General features: G+C 62.3%; 13 protein-coding genes and 2 pseudogenes. 5 read left to right on the top strand and 10 right to left on the bottom strand.

Going from position 1 to position 14,926, the window contains the following annotated elements; translation table 11 throughout:
- Positions 1 to 325 precede the first annotated feature (325 nt).
- Positions 326 to 1,288, top strand: coding sequence for a GlxA family transcriptional regulator (locus tag Q9316_RS14180; RefSeq protein WP_371878008.1), 963 nt, complete (start codon positions 326 to 328; stop codon positions 1,286 to 1,288).
- 35 nt (positions 1,289 to 1,323) lie between these two features.
- Here Q9316_RS14180 and Q9316_RS14175 read toward each other — a convergent pair whose 3' ends face one another.
- The 10 genes from Q9316_RS14175 to Q9316_RS14130 form a co-directional block, all read right to left on the bottom strand.
- Positions 1,324 to 2,733 carry an FAD-binding oxidoreductase gene (locus tag Q9316_RS14175; RefSeq protein ID WP_306032242.1) on the bottom strand — a complete coding sequence of 470 codons (1,410 nt, stop codon included), beginning with the start codon at positions 2,731 to 2,733 and terminating at the stop codon, positions 1,324 to 1,326.
- Positions 2,734 to 2,796: 63 nt separating this feature from the next.
- A complete protein-coding gene (gene gfa, locus Q9316_RS14170) occupies positions 2,797 to 3,369 on the bottom strand; it encodes an S-(hydroxymethyl)glutathione synthase (RefSeq protein ID WP_306032241.1) in 573 nt (190 codons plus the stop codon).
- Between the two features lie 117 nt (positions 3,370 to 3,486).
- Positions 3,487 to 4,614 carry an S-(hydroxymethyl)glutathione dehydrogenase/class III alcohol dehydrogenase gene (locus tag Q9316_RS14165; protein WP_306032240.1) on the bottom strand — a complete coding sequence of 376 codons (1,128 nt, stop codon included), beginning with the start codon at positions 4,612 to 4,614 and terminating at the stop codon, positions 3,487 to 3,489.
- Positions 4,615 to 4,655: 41 nt separating this feature from the next.
- Positions 4,656 to 5,342, bottom strand: a complete 687-nt coding sequence (locus tag Q9316_RS14160; RefSeq protein WP_306032239.1) for an ABC transporter permease — start codon at positions 5,340 to 5,342, stop codon at positions 4,656 to 4,658.
- 3 nt (positions 5,343 to 5,345) lie between these two features.
- On the bottom strand, positions 5,346 to 6,053 hold the full coding sequence (locus tag Q9316_RS14155; RefSeq protein WP_306032238.1) for an ABC transporter permease: 708 nt from the start codon (positions 6,051 to 6,053) through the stop codon (positions 5,346 to 5,348).
- Between the two features lie 77 nt (positions 6,054 to 6,130).
- Complete coding sequence (locus tag Q9316_RS14150) at positions 6,131 to 6,928, bottom strand: transporter substrate-binding domain-containing protein (RefSeq protein ID WP_306032237.1); 798 nt, start codon at positions 6,926 to 6,928, stop codon at positions 6,131 to 6,133.
- Between the two features lie 53 nt (positions 6,929 to 6,981).
- The gene (locus Q9316_RS25825; protein WP_306032236.1) at positions 6,982 to 8,946 is read right to left on the bottom strand and encodes a DUF2817 domain-containing protein; all 1,965 of its coding nucleotides are present in this window, start codon (positions 8,944 to 8,946) and stop codon (positions 6,982 to 6,984) included.
- A gap of 116 nt (positions 8,947 to 9,062) precedes the next feature.
- On the bottom strand, positions 9,063 to 10,163 hold the full coding sequence (hisC, locus tag Q9316_RS14140; RefSeq protein WP_306035307.1) for a histidinol-phosphate transaminase: 1,101 nt from the start codon (positions 10,161 to 10,163) through the stop codon (positions 9,063 to 9,065).
- Positions 10,164 to 10,232: 69 nt separating this feature from the next.
- Positions 10,233 to 11,330 (bottom strand): 2Fe-2S iron-sulfur cluster-binding protein, encoded by a 1,098-nt coding sequence (locus Q9316_RS14135; protein WP_306032235.1) that lies wholly within the window; start codon positions 11,328 to 11,330, stop codon positions 10,233 to 10,235.
- A gap of 11 nt (positions 11,331 to 11,341) precedes the next feature.
- Positions 11,342 to 12,388, bottom strand: coding sequence for an aromatic ring-hydroxylating dioxygenase subunit alpha (locus Q9316_RS14130; RefSeq protein ID WP_306032234.1), 1,047 nt, complete (start codon positions 12,386 to 12,388; stop codon positions 11,342 to 11,344).
- 28 nt (positions 12,389 to 12,416) lie between these two features.
- Between Q9316_RS14130 and Q9316_RS14125 the strand changes: the two genes are divergently transcribed.
- The 4 genes and pseudogenes from Q9316_RS14125 (at position 12,417) to Q9316_RS14110 (ending at position 14,850) form a co-directional block, all read left to right on the top strand.
- Positions 12,417 to 13,469: a LysR substrate-binding domain-containing protein gene (locus tag Q9316_RS14125; protein ID WP_371877914.1), complete on the top strand. Its 1,053-nt coding sequence runs from the start codon at positions 12,417 to 12,419 to the stop codon at positions 13,467 to 13,469.
- A gap of 266 nt (positions 13,470 to 13,735) precedes the next feature.
- Positions 13,736 to 13,928 (top strand): annotated as a pseudogene (locus tag Q9316_RS14120) (hypothetical protein).
- A 30-nt stretch (positions 13,929 to 13,958) separates the two neighbouring features.
- Positions 13,959 to 14,350: pseudogene (locus Q9316_RS14115) on the top strand (hypothetical protein); the annotation flags it as partial.
- Between the two features lie 254 nt (positions 14,351 to 14,604).
- Positions 14,605 to 14,850, top strand: a complete 246-nt coding sequence (locus tag Q9316_RS14110; protein ID WP_306032233.1) for a hypothetical protein — start codon at positions 14,605 to 14,607, stop codon at positions 14,848 to 14,850.
- The last annotated feature ends 76 nt before the right edge of the window (positions 14,851 to 14,926 follow it).

Genomic DNA, 14,926 nt, shown 5'->3' with positions numbered 1-14,926 from the left:
GCCAATCGCCCTGTTCGACGAAACTGAGGGTAGGAAGCTTCGTGGCTGCTGGAAAATTAGAAGTTCCAATGCGGGCATAAGGAATTCGAACTTCGTGCAGATTGCTAATGCCGTCATTTGCGAAGGAAATTTCCGTCGCGGTATCTCCTTCTATAGGTTTCCAGCAAGAGAGGGCCGCGATCGGCCGTCGTTTTGGAAGCGGGGAGAGCCGATGCTGGAGCGTGGAATTGGATATGTCGTCGCCGGACGCGGCAAGAACCACGGCTCCGATGGTGGACCCGGCAAGCGACTGAGGGTCGGCTTTCTCCTCGCCCGGCAATTCACCATGAGCGCCTTTGCACTATTCGTTGATACCCTGCGGCTCGCCAGCGACGTAGAGGACAAATCGGGCCGTCGCATGTGCGACTGGGATGTCCTGAGCCCGAACACACATATGATCCGATCAAGCTGCGGTGTTCAGGTTGTTCCGACCACAAGTCTCGGTGATCCGGAGCGTTTCGACTATATCGTCGTGATTGGCGGCCTTTTGGGCGTTGAGGAACAATTGCCATCCGAATCCGTCAGTTTTCTTCAGCGCGCCCTCCAGAAGGGTGTCAGGCTGATCGGTGCCTGCACAGGCAGCTTCGTTCTTGCCGATTCCGGATTGCTGGACGGCAAGACGGCCTGTATCAGCTGGCTGCATCATTCCGAATTCAAGGCACGCTTCCCGGCGATTCGACTTACCTCACAACGGCTCTTCGTCGAGGACGGAAAGGTAACGACGTGCGCCGGAGGAAGCGCTGTGGCCGATCTTGCCGCACTGCTGGTCCGGCGGCATGTCGGCGAGAGCGCAGAACGCAATGCCATGGAAATCCTTCAACTCGATCGGCGCAGAGAAGGTTCGGATTTGCAGAGCCGGACGCCGATCGCTCTGCCCGTTCACTGCGACGACCGCATTCGTGTGGCGCTCCTCTGTATGGAGGAAAACATGGACGACAGGCTTGAAATCGAGACGATCGCGGACCGCGTCGGTCTTTCCAGGCGGCAGCTGGAACGGATATTTCAGAGCAAGACTGGCGTTTCACCTGCTGCTGCCTACGAGAAGATCTGTATGAAAAAGGCCGCGCAACTGGTCGAGCGAACATCCAAGACCGTGATTGAGATTGCGCTCGACGTCGGCTTTGCAAACAGCTCGCATTTTTGCAGGCGTTTTCGGGCCAATTTCGGCATGACGCCCAATAAGATGCGGAGCCGCGTCAAAAACATATTGTTTGAGAGGTTCCCTTCTCCGAACGGCACCTATCGTTAGGAGTTGGATGTGGCGAGTGGCGAACTGGCAATTATTCAGGCCATGACTGCCTTGAGCACCTTGCCTGGATTAAGAAGCGCCGGCGCGTCGAGCGAGCCCTTGATCCGGTGCATCAGGGCGAGCTTGGCCGGGTGGGACAGAGCCGATAGCGACACCACTCGCTTCGCGCCGATCCCGTGTTCGGCAGAAAACGACCCACCCAGCTCTCTGATGCTCCGGTAGATTGCCTCATCGACGGCACTCGCCTTTTCCGCCGAAATGTCGCTGCCGGTGCTGTTGAGCACGATGTGGAGGTTTCCGTCGGCAAGATGGCCAAAGACGTAGGGGTCGAATGCGGCATCAATCGCCTTCAGATCGGCAAGGCACCGTTCGAGATAGGACGCCACCTGCGAGAGGGGAATGGAGACGTCGTAGGATGGTGCACCCGGATGCTGCCGATAGATGAGGTCTGTGTCCTCGCGAAGCCGCCAGAGATCTGCCTCCTGCGCGCCCGAGAATGCGATCACGGCCGAGGTGTCGGGTTGAGTGGCAGTCACGACTTCATAGACGCGTGCGAGCTCCGATTGCAAGGCGGTCTCGTCGACGCCGCCAAGCGTCATCAGAAGGTTGACGGGGTGATCCGTAGCGTAGTCCGCAGCCGACCAGCGATGGTGGCGGGAGGTCAGTCGGAAATACCTGTCCCAGATCGCTTCGGCCGCGCGCAGATGGCCGTATTCTGCATCCAGTCCCCGGCGAACCGTCTCGAGTGCTGCATCCACCGAGGCCAGGCCGAACAGGACCGTTGCAGTGGCCAAAGGCTGGGGCTCCAGCTTGACGGCAATCCGCGTTATCACGCCGAGCGTGCCTTCCGCGCCGACAAACAGATGTTTCAGATCATAGCCAGCGGAGTTTTTCACAACGCGGGTGAGGTCGGAATAGATCGAGCCATCCGCAAGCACGGCCTCCAGCCCCAGAATGCGATGCCTCATGACGCCGAACCGGAAGGCAGAAATCCCGCCGGCATTCGTTGAAGTCATGCCGCCGATCGTCGCCGAGCCGCGGGACGGTAGATCGATCCCCGGTTCAAGGCGATGCTCCGCGGCCGCCATCTGCAGCGCCTGCAGCGTCACGCCGGCTTCCACCACCGCAACACGCTCGACGGGGCAGAGATGCAGGATGCGATTGAGCCGGGCGGTGGAGAGCACCAGTTCTCCCGTTTTCGACAGACCGCCGCCCACGAGCCCGGTTCGACCGCCATGCGTGACAAGCGGGACGCCGTGGGCGCGGCAGCATTGGACGATGGCGGCAACCTCCTCGGTCGTGCCGGGGAGGACGACGGCGCCGGCGTCGAGATTTTCCGGCGCCACGCCGTAATCGATCATGGCGACCGCCTCTCCCTCCCTGAAGTTTCCCTCGCCGACGATGTTGCGGACTTCTGCGGTGAATTCGGGCTTCAGACGGTGCATTGGACAGATCCTGTCGATGGCATCGGGAAAGAGGGAGAGGCTGATCTTGGGAGGTTCAGGGCATTAGGCGTGAAGCGTGCCGTTTTTCTTCGCCGTCCAGGTGGCGATGTAGTCCATCAAGGCGGGGTTGAGGCAGTCGTAGGGCGCGAGACCGAGTTCGCGCAACCGGGTCCGAACGCTGTCCATCTGCGCCGGGTCGTAGCCGCTCTCGATGATCGAGGAGACGAAGGCCGCAAATCCAGGCTTCGCCCAGCCGCTCTCTTCGAAACGCTCCGGATGCACGAAGGACAGGCCCTTGAACGGATGGTCGCGCTCGACCGGGCCGTAGAGATGCACGCCGCACGCCTGGCAGGCATGCCGCTGGATGAGGGCAGCCGGGTCCACGACGGCGAGCTTGTCGCCGTTTTCAAGCACTTCGACATTCTCGGTCGGCGCGACGGCGACGACCGAGAAAACCGCGCCGTCAGGCTTCCAGCATTTGGTGCAGCCGCAGGCATGGTTATGGGCGATATCGCCCTTGATGCGAACCTTCACGGTATTGCTCGCGCAATTGCAGACGAGCGTGCCGCCGGAAAAGGCGGCATTCGTCGCCTTGAACCCGCTGTCGAGGGATGGATGTATCGCGATGCTTGGCATGGGCTTCTCCTCCTTCATGGCCGGCGCGGTATGCGCGGCCGATCACAGGCACCGCCGGCGCTGGCGCGACGGTGCGTTGAATGGATTGCTGCAGTGCCGGCGGTCCTGAATCCGCGCTCAGTATATCACCACGCTGCGGATGCTTTCTCCAGCATGCATGAGGTCGAAGCCCTTGTTGATGTCCTCGAGCGGCATGGTGTGGGTGATCATTGGATCGATCTGGATCTTGCCCTCCATGTACCAGTCGACGATTTTTGGCACGTCCGTGCGCCCGCGCGCGCCGCCGAAGGCCGTGCCCATCCAGTTGCGGCCGGTGACCAGCTGGAACGGACGGGTGGAGATCTCCTGGCCTGCGCCGGCAACGCCGATGATGACCGACTTGCCCCAGCCGCGATGCGCGCTTTCCAGCGCCTGGCGCATCACCTTGGTGTTGCCCGTGCAGTCGAACGTGTAGTCCGCCCCGCCGATCGTGTCGCCGTTTCGCTTCGTCATGTTGACGAGGTAGGGCACGATGTCATCGCCGACCTCCTTCGGATTGACGAAGTGCGTCATGCCGAACTTCTCGCCCCAGGCCTTGCGGTCGTTGTTGATGTCGACGCCGATGATCATGTCGGCACCGGCAAGGCGCAGGCCCTGCAGCACGTTGAGGCCGATGCCGCCGAGGCCGAAGACGATGGCCGTCGAGCCGACCTCGACCTTCGCCGTGTTGATGACGGCGCCGATGCCCGTCGTCACGCCGCAGCCGATGTAGCAGATCTTGTCGAAGGGGGCGTCCGGGTTGACCTTGGCGAGCGCGATCTCGGGCAGCACCGTGTAGTTGGCGAAGGTCGAGCAGCCCATATAGTGGAAGATCTTGTCCTTGCCGATGGAGAAGCGGCTTGTGCCGTCGGGCATCAGGCCCTGGCCCTGGGTGGCGCGGATGGCGGTGCACAGGTTGGTCTTGCGCGACAGGCAGGAATAACATTCGCGGCATTCGGGCGTGTAGAGCGGAATGACGTGGTCGCCCTTCTTCAGCGACGTGACGCCCGGGCCGACATCGACGACGATGCCGGCGCCCTCATGGCCGAGGATAGCCGGGAAGATGCCCTCCGGGTCGGCGCCCGACAGGGTGAACTCGTCCGTGTGGCAGATGCCCGTCGCCTTCACCTCGACCAGCACCTCGCCGGCCTTCGGGCCGTCGAGCTGCACGGTCATGATCTCAAGCGGTTTGCCGGCCTGAACGGCAACGGCGGCGCGTACGTCCATGGTGTTTTCCTTCCAGAGTATCCGTCGTTTCAGAGATTTGGCTACCTCGGCACGTAGCGCGTCAGGCTGGCTTCCAGCAGCCGAACAAGGGTGATCAACACCAGATTGATCAGGAGGTAGAGCATGCCGGCGATGGCGAAGACCTCAAGGATCGCATAGGTCTGGCTCATCAGGCGTTTCGCATGGCCGGTGATTTCCAGCACGGTGATGGTCGAGGCGAGGCTCGTTCCTTTGACGACGAGCACGAGCTCGTTGCCATAGGCCGGCAAGGCCTGCCTTATGGCCAGTGGGAACGTGATCCGGCGAAAACACAGGAGCCGCGACATGCCGCAGGCCTGCGCCGCCTCGACGAGGCCGCCCGGGATCGACAGGAGGCCGCCGCGCAGGATTTCCGACGTATAGGCGGCGGTGTTGAGCGCCAATGCCATCACGGCGCAATGAACGCCGTCGCCGATGACCCACCAGAGGACGGGGTTGTCGCGCACGAAGGCAATCTGGCCGAGGCCGTAGTAGAAGAGGAAGAGCTGGACGAGCAACGGCGTTCCCCGGAAGACGGTGCTGTAGCCCTTGGCGAAACCGCTCACGAATCGGTTTTTCGAAAGCCGCATGACGGCGAGCGCAAGGCCGAGGTTGAAGCCGATGGCGACGGCGGCAAGCGTCAGGACGGCGGTCAGCCACAATCCCTTGGCAAGGGTCGGAACGGCAAGCTGGATGAGATCGAGATCCATGGCCTATGTCCTCGTGCGGGGGCGCAGAAGGCGCTCGATCCGGTCGAAACCACCCTGGCTGACCAGCGTGATGACGAGATAGACGACAGCCGCGATGAAGTAGAAAATGAAGGGATGGCGCGTGGAGCCGGCGCCGACGAAGGCAGCACGCATCAGTTCCTGCAGGCCGACGACGGAGACGAGGGCGGTATCCTTGATGGTCGTCTGCCAGACATTGTTCATGCCGGGCACGGCAATCCTCAGCATCTGCGGTGCTATGATCCGGCGAAAGATGCGCCTGCCGGGAATGCCGAGCGCGCGGGCGGCCTCGATATGGCCGCCGGGAATGGCGGCAAGCGCGCCGCGCACGACCTCGGTGGAGTAGGCGCCCGATATGGCCGCGATCGCGATGACGGCGATGATGAAGGCGTAGCCGTTGCCGGCCAGCCCCTCATAGCCGAAGGCGGCGGCGATCTGTCCCACGAATTCGACGGAGGAGAAGAAGAGAAGATAGATGATCAGGAGTTCGGGCACGCCGCGCACGATCGACGTGTAGAAATCCACCGCCAGCGTCAGCGGGAAGAGCCGCGCCCATTTGATCAGGCCGCAGGCAATGCCGATGACAATGCCGAATGCCATGCTCGCGACACCGACCGCGATGGTGATCGCCGCGCCGCGCAGGATTGCGGCGATCCAGCCGCCCTCCCATACCTGCCATAATCCAAATTCCATCGGACCTGCCCAAACCTGTCTGTTGTCCTGTCGGAGGCAATGTCCCCGGACGATATCCGGGAGACACCATGTTGGCGTTACTTGCAGGGGCGGGAGATGTCCGTCTTGAACCAGGTCTGGCTCGCCTTGCCGATCGAACCGTCGGAGACCAGTTCGCAAAGCGCCGTGTCGATGCGGGCCTTCAGCTCGGTGTTTTCCTGGGCGATTCCAACACCAATGCCTTCACCCAATGTCGGGTCAGACGAACTCGGAACGTTGACGTCGACCAACTGAAAATCCTTGCCTTCGGGTTTGTTCAGGAAGTCGTCGAGCGCCGATCGATCTGCGAATGCTGCATCGATACGGCCGCTGGCAATATCGATCTGCATCTGGTCGAGCGTGTCATAGGTCTTTAGGTCGGCGTTTGGCACCTTCTTCTCGAGGTAGTGCGCATGGGTCGTGCCGGCCTGCACGCCCACCTTCTTCCCGTCCAGCGCCGTGATAAGTCCATCGAGATCGGTGATGCCGACGAGTGTCGAGGTCTTCGGTACGACGAACATGTTGGCGAGTTCGGCGTAACCGATCGAAAAGTTGATCTCCTTCTTGCGATCCTCGGTGATCGACATGCCCGAAATGATGATGTCGAAACGCTTGGCCTTCAGGGCCGGAATCAGGCCGTCGAAGGCCTGCACGACGAACTGGCACTTCATCTCCAGCTTGGCGCAGAGCAGGTTGCCGACATCGGCATCGAAGCCGGTGACATTGCCGGCGGCATCGGCCATGCTCCATGGCGGATAGGCGCCCTCTGTTCCGATGGACAATTCACCTTCGGCGGCCTGGGCGGCGGTGATGCCAGCGGCGAAACAGGCGGCGAGCAGCAGAGTTTTCAGCTTCATGTTTTGGTTCCCCATGTTGAGCTTTGTTGTCGGGTGGTTGAGGCCGGCGGTTGTCAGAACGTCCGGGCCAGGAACTGGCGCATGCGTTCTGAGCGCGGATTGGTGAACACCTCCGCTGGGGCACCCTCTTCCTCCACCTTTCCCTGATGGAGGAAGAGGATCTTGTGCGAGACCTCGCGCGCGAACTGCATTTCGTGCGTCACGAGGATCATCGTGTTTCCTTCTTCGGCCAGTTGCCGGATCACCCGCAGTACCTCGCCGACCAGCTCGGGATCGAGCGCGGAGGTCGGTTCGTCGAGCAGGATGAGTTTCGGGCGCATCGCAAGCGTGCGGGCGATGGCGGCGCGCTGCTGCTGGCCGCCCGAAAGCTGGCCGGGGTATTGAGCATGCTTGTCGGAGAGGCCGACCTTCTTCAGCAACGCATGGGCATGATCGACGGTCGCCTGCCGCTCTTCCTTCAGCACATGCAGCGGCGCCTCGACGATGTTTTCGAGCACGGTCATGTGCGGCCAGAGATTGAAGTTCTGGAACACCATGCCGACCCGCGAGCGGATGCGCTCGACCTGCCGCATGTCGGCCGGGACGGCACTGCCGTCCGCCGTCTTCTTCATGCGGATTTCCTCGCCGTCGATGACGATGCGTCCGTCGTTCGGTTGTTCTAGGAGGTTGATGCATCGCAGAAAGGTGCTTTTCCCCGAACCGGAGGAGCCGATCATCGACACGACCTCACCCGGCTGCGCGGAGACGCTGACGCCGTTCAGCACGGGCAGGATGCCGAAACGCTTGTGGATGCCGTGCACCTCGATCGCCGGCCGTTCGGCAAGCCTCGGGCCGTTGACGTCCGGATGGGCGACGATGGTCACGGCCGCTGCCGCCGGAACCGTTTTTTCCGGACCGGCACCGCCGACCGCCTTGAGGTCGGCGAAGGCGCGGTCGAAATGGCGCAGCGACGCGGCAAGGCATGCACGCTGCCAATCTGCGTCTTCGGGAATGAAGGCGGCGCGCAGGGTTTTCTTTATCCTGCCGCCGAGCGGCGTATCGACCTTGCCGAACAGATGAAGCCAGTTGTCGGCCTGCACCGCGTCTGAAACGGTGGCGCCATCAAGCGTGCCGCATTCGACGACCAGCGGCAGGACACGCGCCTTCGGCAGCGCGGTTCGCACGGCCGCTGAGACATAACCGGTCGCGGTCGCGGCAATGCCGGTATCCGTGGTCGCGTTTGCGCCGGTGACGACGATGGAAAGGGCAGGGCCGAAGATGCCGCGTCCCCAATCCAGGCCGGCATGCTCGCTTTCGGCGACGGAGAGCAGCGCCGGATAGCCATAGGGACCGGCGCCTGTGTGCAGGTCGAAAACGACCACCTCGCTCGCCTGCTGCGCCAAGGTCGTGAGGATGTCGATCAGGGTGCGGTTGGACCAGACGGGGCCGTCGCCGCCATAGAACAATCCATCCGGAAAATCGTACTGACCGGCTTCGATGATCGGAGCAAGGCCGGCATAGCCGCCGGAACGCCGCTTGACCTCTTCATAGGCCTCCATGGCCGTGTCATGCGCCGGCCCTTCCAGCGCTGGACAGACGAGCGCGCCGTGCAGCGTGCCATAGCGCTCGTTTTTCGGCGGCGCCTTCTGCCAGTCGATGAAGTTGCGGTTGAGGTCGACATTGTCTTCATTCACCCGGCGCGACCATGCGGTGCCCCAGGGGTTGATCAGGTGGATTGCGAGGACGGCGGTATCGTCGGGAAGCTGCCAGGGTGTGTTCTGGGAGAGCCAGGCGGTCTGACAGGCCGAGCCGAACGGGCCTTCGACCCCATGGGTGCCGGAAATCAGCACCATGAGCTTGCGGGCATCGTTGCGTCCGAGATAGGCGACATCGGTTGCAAGCCGCTCGCCATCGGGGCCGTGCAACGGGTGCAGATATTCGACGAGGCTCGCCCCGGCCGTGCGCGCGGCGGCGAGGAACCGGGCGCGCAGAGCGGAATAGTCGCCGGAAAACAGGCCGGATGGCGTCGATGGGGACATGCGATTTGGCTCCCGGTTCGCTTTGGGCAGACTTGCGTTTGCGCTCATGGTTCGTTCCCTTGGGCCGTGGATCGGCCGCTGTTCTGTCTTGTTCAATTGGAGCGGCGCTGCGGGCGTCACTCCTTGGCGAGAGCGGCAAGCGCCTCGATGAAACGGTCGTTTTCTGAGCGGCTGCCGATCGTCACGCGGATGAAGGTTTCGTAGCCGGCTTCCTTCCACGGCTTAATGATGATCCCCTTCGACAGGAAGTGATCCAAGGCCGCCCGGCTGTCCCATCCGACATCGATGAAGAGGAAGTTCGTCTGCGATCCGGCGACGCGAAAGCCGAGGGTCGCGACGCGCTGGGAGACCCGCTGCCGTTCCCGCTTCAGTGCGGTGACCGATGCGCGCATCCACGCTTCGTCATCCAGCGCGGCAAGGGCGGCGGTCTGCGCGGCGGCATTGACGTTGAACGGTGTCTTGGCGGCGGTCATGGCGCGCGCCAGGCGCAGGTCCGACGTCACGGCATAGCCGACGCGCAGGCCGGCAAGCCCGTAGGCCTTGGAAAAGGTCCGCAGCACCACCCAGGCGAGATCGGTCCTTGTAAGGGAGGCAAGTCCGTCGGGTGTATCGTCGTCGGTGAACTCGAAATAGGCCTCGTCCAGCACGAGCAGCGTTTGTGGTGGAACCGCCGAGAGAATGCGCGCGAGGCCGTCACGGTCGAGCGCCGGCCCGACAGGATTGGACGGCGACGAGAGGAAGAAGATCGCCGGTTTGCGCGCAAGCATGGCAACGATCGCGGGAATGTTGAAATCCAGGTCCGCCCGCATGGCAACCTTCTCGATCCGCGCGCCGTTGGCAAGCGCCTCGATCTCGTGCAGGCCGAAGCCGGGACAGAGCGTCGCGACGAAGGCGTCAGGACGAAGAATGGCGCGGCATACCGCAGCGATCATCTCCTCCGAGCCGTTGCCGACGACGATGCGGTCCGCGGGAACATCGAGCTTGTGGCTGAGGGCCGTGCGCAGCGCCGTGCAGGCCGGATCGCAGTACCGCGCCGGATTGAGGCCGGCGAGAGCGGCGGCGACCTTCGGCGAGCAGCCGTCCGGGTTCTCGTTGCTGGCAAGAGCGGCGATGTCTTGCCGGCCGCTATGCTTCTGCGCGGCGGCGATATTCATGCCGGCATTATAGGGCGGCAGCCCGGCGACATGCGGATTGAGCGGAATTTCGTCTCGGAGCATTTTCGTCACGGGTTCTCCTTGGGGTGCGAGGCACCCCGGATTCAGGCCGCAGCCTCTTGTTCACAGTCGCTACAGATCGAGCACGAGCGAGGATTTCGGTCGGGTACAGCACAGCAGCACCCGATCCTTCGGGATCACGTCGAGCGGCTCGTCGAAATAGTCGACCTCTCCGGAGACGAGGCCCTGTTCGCAGGTTCCGCAGACCCCCGCCCGGCAGGAGAATTCCGGCTCGATGCCCTGTGCCTCCAGGAAGGCGAGGATGGATTCACTCGTGCCGTCCCAGGCGAGCCTGCGCCCGGATTTCTGAAGAACGATATGAGGTCCGTCGCCTGCGGGGGATTGGTCGGCCGCCGGTTTCACGGGTTGCGGTGTTGTCTGCGCGGCCTCCGTGAGAAGGCTTGCCGGGCCGAAGAACTCATAGGCAATACGCTCCTTGCGGACGCCGAGGCCGGTGAGGATGCCATAAAGCGCCTGCATGAAGGGGGGCGGGCCGCACATGTAGATGTCGTAATCGTCGAGCGGCAGAAGCTCTTGAAGCGTGGCGCGCGTCAGGAAGCCTTCGGAATGGCATCTCATCGTGTCGAGGTTGGCGCTGTCTGCGAAGCGGTAGCAGAAATGCACGGTGATGCCGGACCTGAGGGCGGCAAGCCGTTCGACCTCGCCGCGCAGGGCATGGACGGCCCCGCTGTCGCAGGCGTGGATGAACCAGACGGGTCGGTTGCTTTCCCGTGCCAGCACATCAAGCATCGAGACCGTGGGCGTCAGCCCGACGCCGCCGGAGAGCAGCACGACTGGCCGACTACTCGCGGTGTCCAGCTTGAAGGCGCCGCGCGGCAGGTCGATTTCGACGACGGCGCCGGGCTCGATCTCGTCATGCAGCCAGCACGAACTCACACCTGCCGGAACGCCCTGCGACGGTGCGCCCTCACGCTTCACAGTAATCCGGTACGTGCCTTCCTCGCGCGGCGACGAGGAGACCGTATAGTTGCGCAGGACATGGCCACCCTTCCTATCGGGAACCCGTATCGTGAGGAACTGTCCGGCCTCGAACGGCCGCCAGTGCTGCCGGTCGAGAGGGGCAAGTCGGAAAGATGTGATGGTGGTGCTTTCGCGCACTTTCGAGATCACTTCGAAGGGGCGGAAGCGCGAGGCCGCGGCGTCCAGCATTCGGGCGATCCTTACTCAGCCGCCGCGGTGGCAGGCCCGGCTTGCGCTTCGGCGGCGATCATCTGGGCGAGCTTGCGGCGGAAGCGCATCGGGCCGACGTCGATCTTCAGGTCGAGGTTCGGCGTCTGCTTGTTGGCCATACCGTGATGCACGGCCTCCAAGACCACGCGGTCCTCCTCGAAGGCGCCACGTACGGATGTAGCAAAACGCGCAGAGACTTCAGCGTCATCAGGCGCGAAATTGCGCATCTGGAACCAGTAATATTTGGTGCGGTTCTCATCGACCGGCGTCATGAAGTTGTAGCTGTCCATGAGGAAGGTGTTTTCCGGCAGCGCGCGGCCTTCGCCGCCCGTGTGGGCCGGCGCGAAGATCGCCTTGATGATGGCGTTGCTCGGATAGCGGACCTCATAGTGCTGCTTGCGGTCCGTATTGCCCTCGAACTGCAGGAAGGGGGCATAAAAGGGCGCCGGTTCGGAGTCGATCATCCAGCGCCAAACGGTGACGCCGTCGTCCTTGACGGTCGTCTCCAGCGGCGTTTCCTCGCAGGCCGAGCTTGCGAAGGACGACTGGTGGACCCAGGCAACGTGAGACGGATCGAGCAGGTTGTCGGTCATGTAGAGGTAGTTGCAGTTGAGCGTCATCGACTCGCCGCGATTAATGCCCCAGGCCGGATCGTCGAAATACTCGACCTCGAAAATGTCTTTCGGGTCCGCCTTGTCGGCTTCACCCATCCATATCCAGAGCAGGCCGTAGCGCTCGTAGACCGGGTAGGAGCGCACCTTGGCGACATGGGGAATGCGCTCCGCACCCGGAACGCGCGTGCAGGTGCCCGAACAGTCGAAGGTCAGGCCGTGATAGCCGCACTCAACATCGTCGCCCTTGATACGGCCCATGGAGAGCGGCAGCTTGCGATGGGGACAGGCATCTTCCAGCGCGGCGGCCTGACCATTCTGCAGGCGGTAAAGAACGATCTTTTCGCCGAGGATGGTGACGGGCTTAAGCTCGCGGCTTACCTCGTGATCCCAGGCCGCGACGTACCAGGCATTCTTGAGAAACATCTCGCTCTCCTTGCGTTTTGATAAGCGAATGTTCGTTGTTTTCCCGGCGCCAACAAGTTGCCAGCTGCTGCGTTCTATTTTAGAAAATCTAAATTGGGATGCGTCGCGGGAGGAATGCGTAACGATGTCGAACCCGTCCTTGCGCGGCTTGCAGGCCTTTGAAGCCATTGGACGATGCGGCTCGGTGAGTGCTGCCGCGGAAGACCTGGGCGTGTCGCCGGGAGCCGTCAGCCAGTTGGTGCGCAATCTGGAGCAATGTCTTGGATTAACGCTTCTGGAGCGGCGCGGCCGGCGGGTGGAATTATCTTCCTGGGGGCGGCTCTATTATCGCGAGGTTGCGAAGGGGTTTGAGCAGCTTTCCCATGCCGCCAATGTACTGACGCGTGCGCGCAACGAAAGCAGCATAGTGCTCAGCGCCCTGTCCTCGGTCGCCAGCCGTTGGGTCAGCCGCAAGATCTTCGATTGGCAGTCGCTCTGCCCGGGCTCGAACGTGCGCATCCTCGGCCAGGAGCAGGAGCCCCGTCTCGGCGCGGAGGAGGTGGATTTCCGTATCACCTACGGCCGGCGCTCCTACGCCCACGAACATGTGGCGGCTTTGTTCACCGACTGGGTCGTGCCGGTCTGTTCGCCCGCGCTCATTGCAAACGGGGCTCCGAGCTGTCCGCAGGATATCCTCACCTTTCCCCTGCTCAATGTGGAATGGGAAGCAGACTACAAGGCCTCGCCACAATGGAAGGACTGGGCGAGCCTCATCAATGCCGACGGCCGGCAGACTATTTCCAGCCTTTCCTTCACCCTCTCAAGCAGCGCCATCGACGCGGCGGCCAACGGTAGGGGATTTGTTCTCGCGCAGGTTTCCATGGTACAGGACGAAATCGCCGCCGGCAGCCTGGTCGTGCCTTTCGATATCCGCATGAAGCTTTCGGAAAGCTACTATCTGGCTTGGGACAGGACCGCCCTCGAAAAGCCGTTCGGGCAAAACTTCCATAAGTGGCTGCTCGGAGTCGCCAGGCAACAGGACCAGCAATCAGCGCAAGCGATCGCGATGACCCCGGGTGCGCTTAGGTTCGGTTCTAGTTAAAGGCCCGGCGTCGCTCGCAGGGCGTCATCCATTCGTCGTTCGCATGAACTCTCGCACTTCTCGCAAAATGCAGTTCCTGGCACGCGCACGTTCGGATGATCCTGGTTGACGATCCGGTAGATCAGGTCGTAGCCCCATGTGACCGAGCTTCGCCCGGCAAATGAGCGATATCAAACGACCGGCGGCAAGGTCTTCCGCAACGAGGACGCTGCGTCCAAGCGCGATACCTGCCCCGCGGATTACGGCTTCGAAATGCTGCCGTGGCTATATTCGGCGGGGAGAAGCGTGAGACCATCGATACAGGGACCGACAAACGCTATGTTCGCCGAGACGAGAAGGGCCAGTTCAAGGAAAGCGTCGCTTTCAGCCGCTCCGTGTCTGCCGATCGTCGCCGCAAGGCCAAGAACGAAGGCCAAGCCGGGCGAAGGTCACCGTGGCGACCGGCATACCAAGCACTAACGAATGGTGGATGCGCCATCGGATGAGATGATGGGCGACGATGCCGAATCCGAGATAGTTGACGGTGAAGACGGCGACGAGCGTGTCGCCGTCTCGTTTCCGTTTGACCGGATGATGGTCTAGCGTTTCCGGCAGGAATTTCCCCGTGCCCGTTGGAGCGATCGGCGCAAAGCTTGGCTCGTCCCTGGAGAGACAGCCCTACGGCGCTTCGACCGCTGGAAAGCTAAGGACGAATCCCGCGCCGATCCGTTCGCAGAAGAAAGGGCAGGGACGCCTTCGACTTCGAGCTGATCCTCAGCCCATATCTGAGTGTCGACAAGAACGGGTTCCGCATCAGGACGCCCTACTCGCGAAAGCTGGTTGAGGAAATCCGGCAGGTGCCGTTCGCGCGGTGGGACGGTGACAACAAGGTGTGGCGCATTCGCGATACTCACTGCTGCGGTACACACGAAGGAAACTGATTTTGAAAGCTGCGTTCGCCATACCAGCAACGCACTACCGGAGGACTACCAAGGAGAAAGGCGTGATCTTGCGTTGGTGACATTTTGTCAGCCCAAGTAAAGCCCCTGTCTCTACCCTCCACCGAGGATGCAGAGAGAGCATCTGATCACCTGCGGGAATAGGGGCGGAACTGGGAAGGGCGTGGCCGCATTCTTCGCGGATAAGGAGAACCACCATGACAAAGCCCGATAGCAGCAAAACAACAACGCCGATGCCGGTCGTCGAAGACCCTCACCCCGGCAGTATCTCTGACGGAACACATCCCTCGGCAAGGGAGCACAGGCAGCCGACGCCGACCAAGGGAAACGGCGACGCCGAACGTGTGTCCGGCACCGCTGGCAAGCCGAACCTCAAGGAAGGCCAGACGGCGGTAAATTCAGAAGCGCCGCGCCATCCCAATAAGGGCGCCTACGGATCCTGAAACCCCGCGCGACTAGGCGGCGACACAACACCCGTCTCGACTTGTTCGAATAGACGGCGCATCCTTGAAGCCTTGT

The organism is Shinella zoogloeoides (genome assembly GCF_030733845.1).
GTDB classification, from domain to species: domain Bacteria; phylum Pseudomonadota; class Alphaproteobacteria; order Rhizobiales; family Rhizobiaceae; genus Shinella; species Shinella zoogloeoides_C.
The sequence above is the reverse complement of the archived record's forward strand: the minus strand, read 5'-3'. Positions and strand labels throughout refer to the sequence as shown.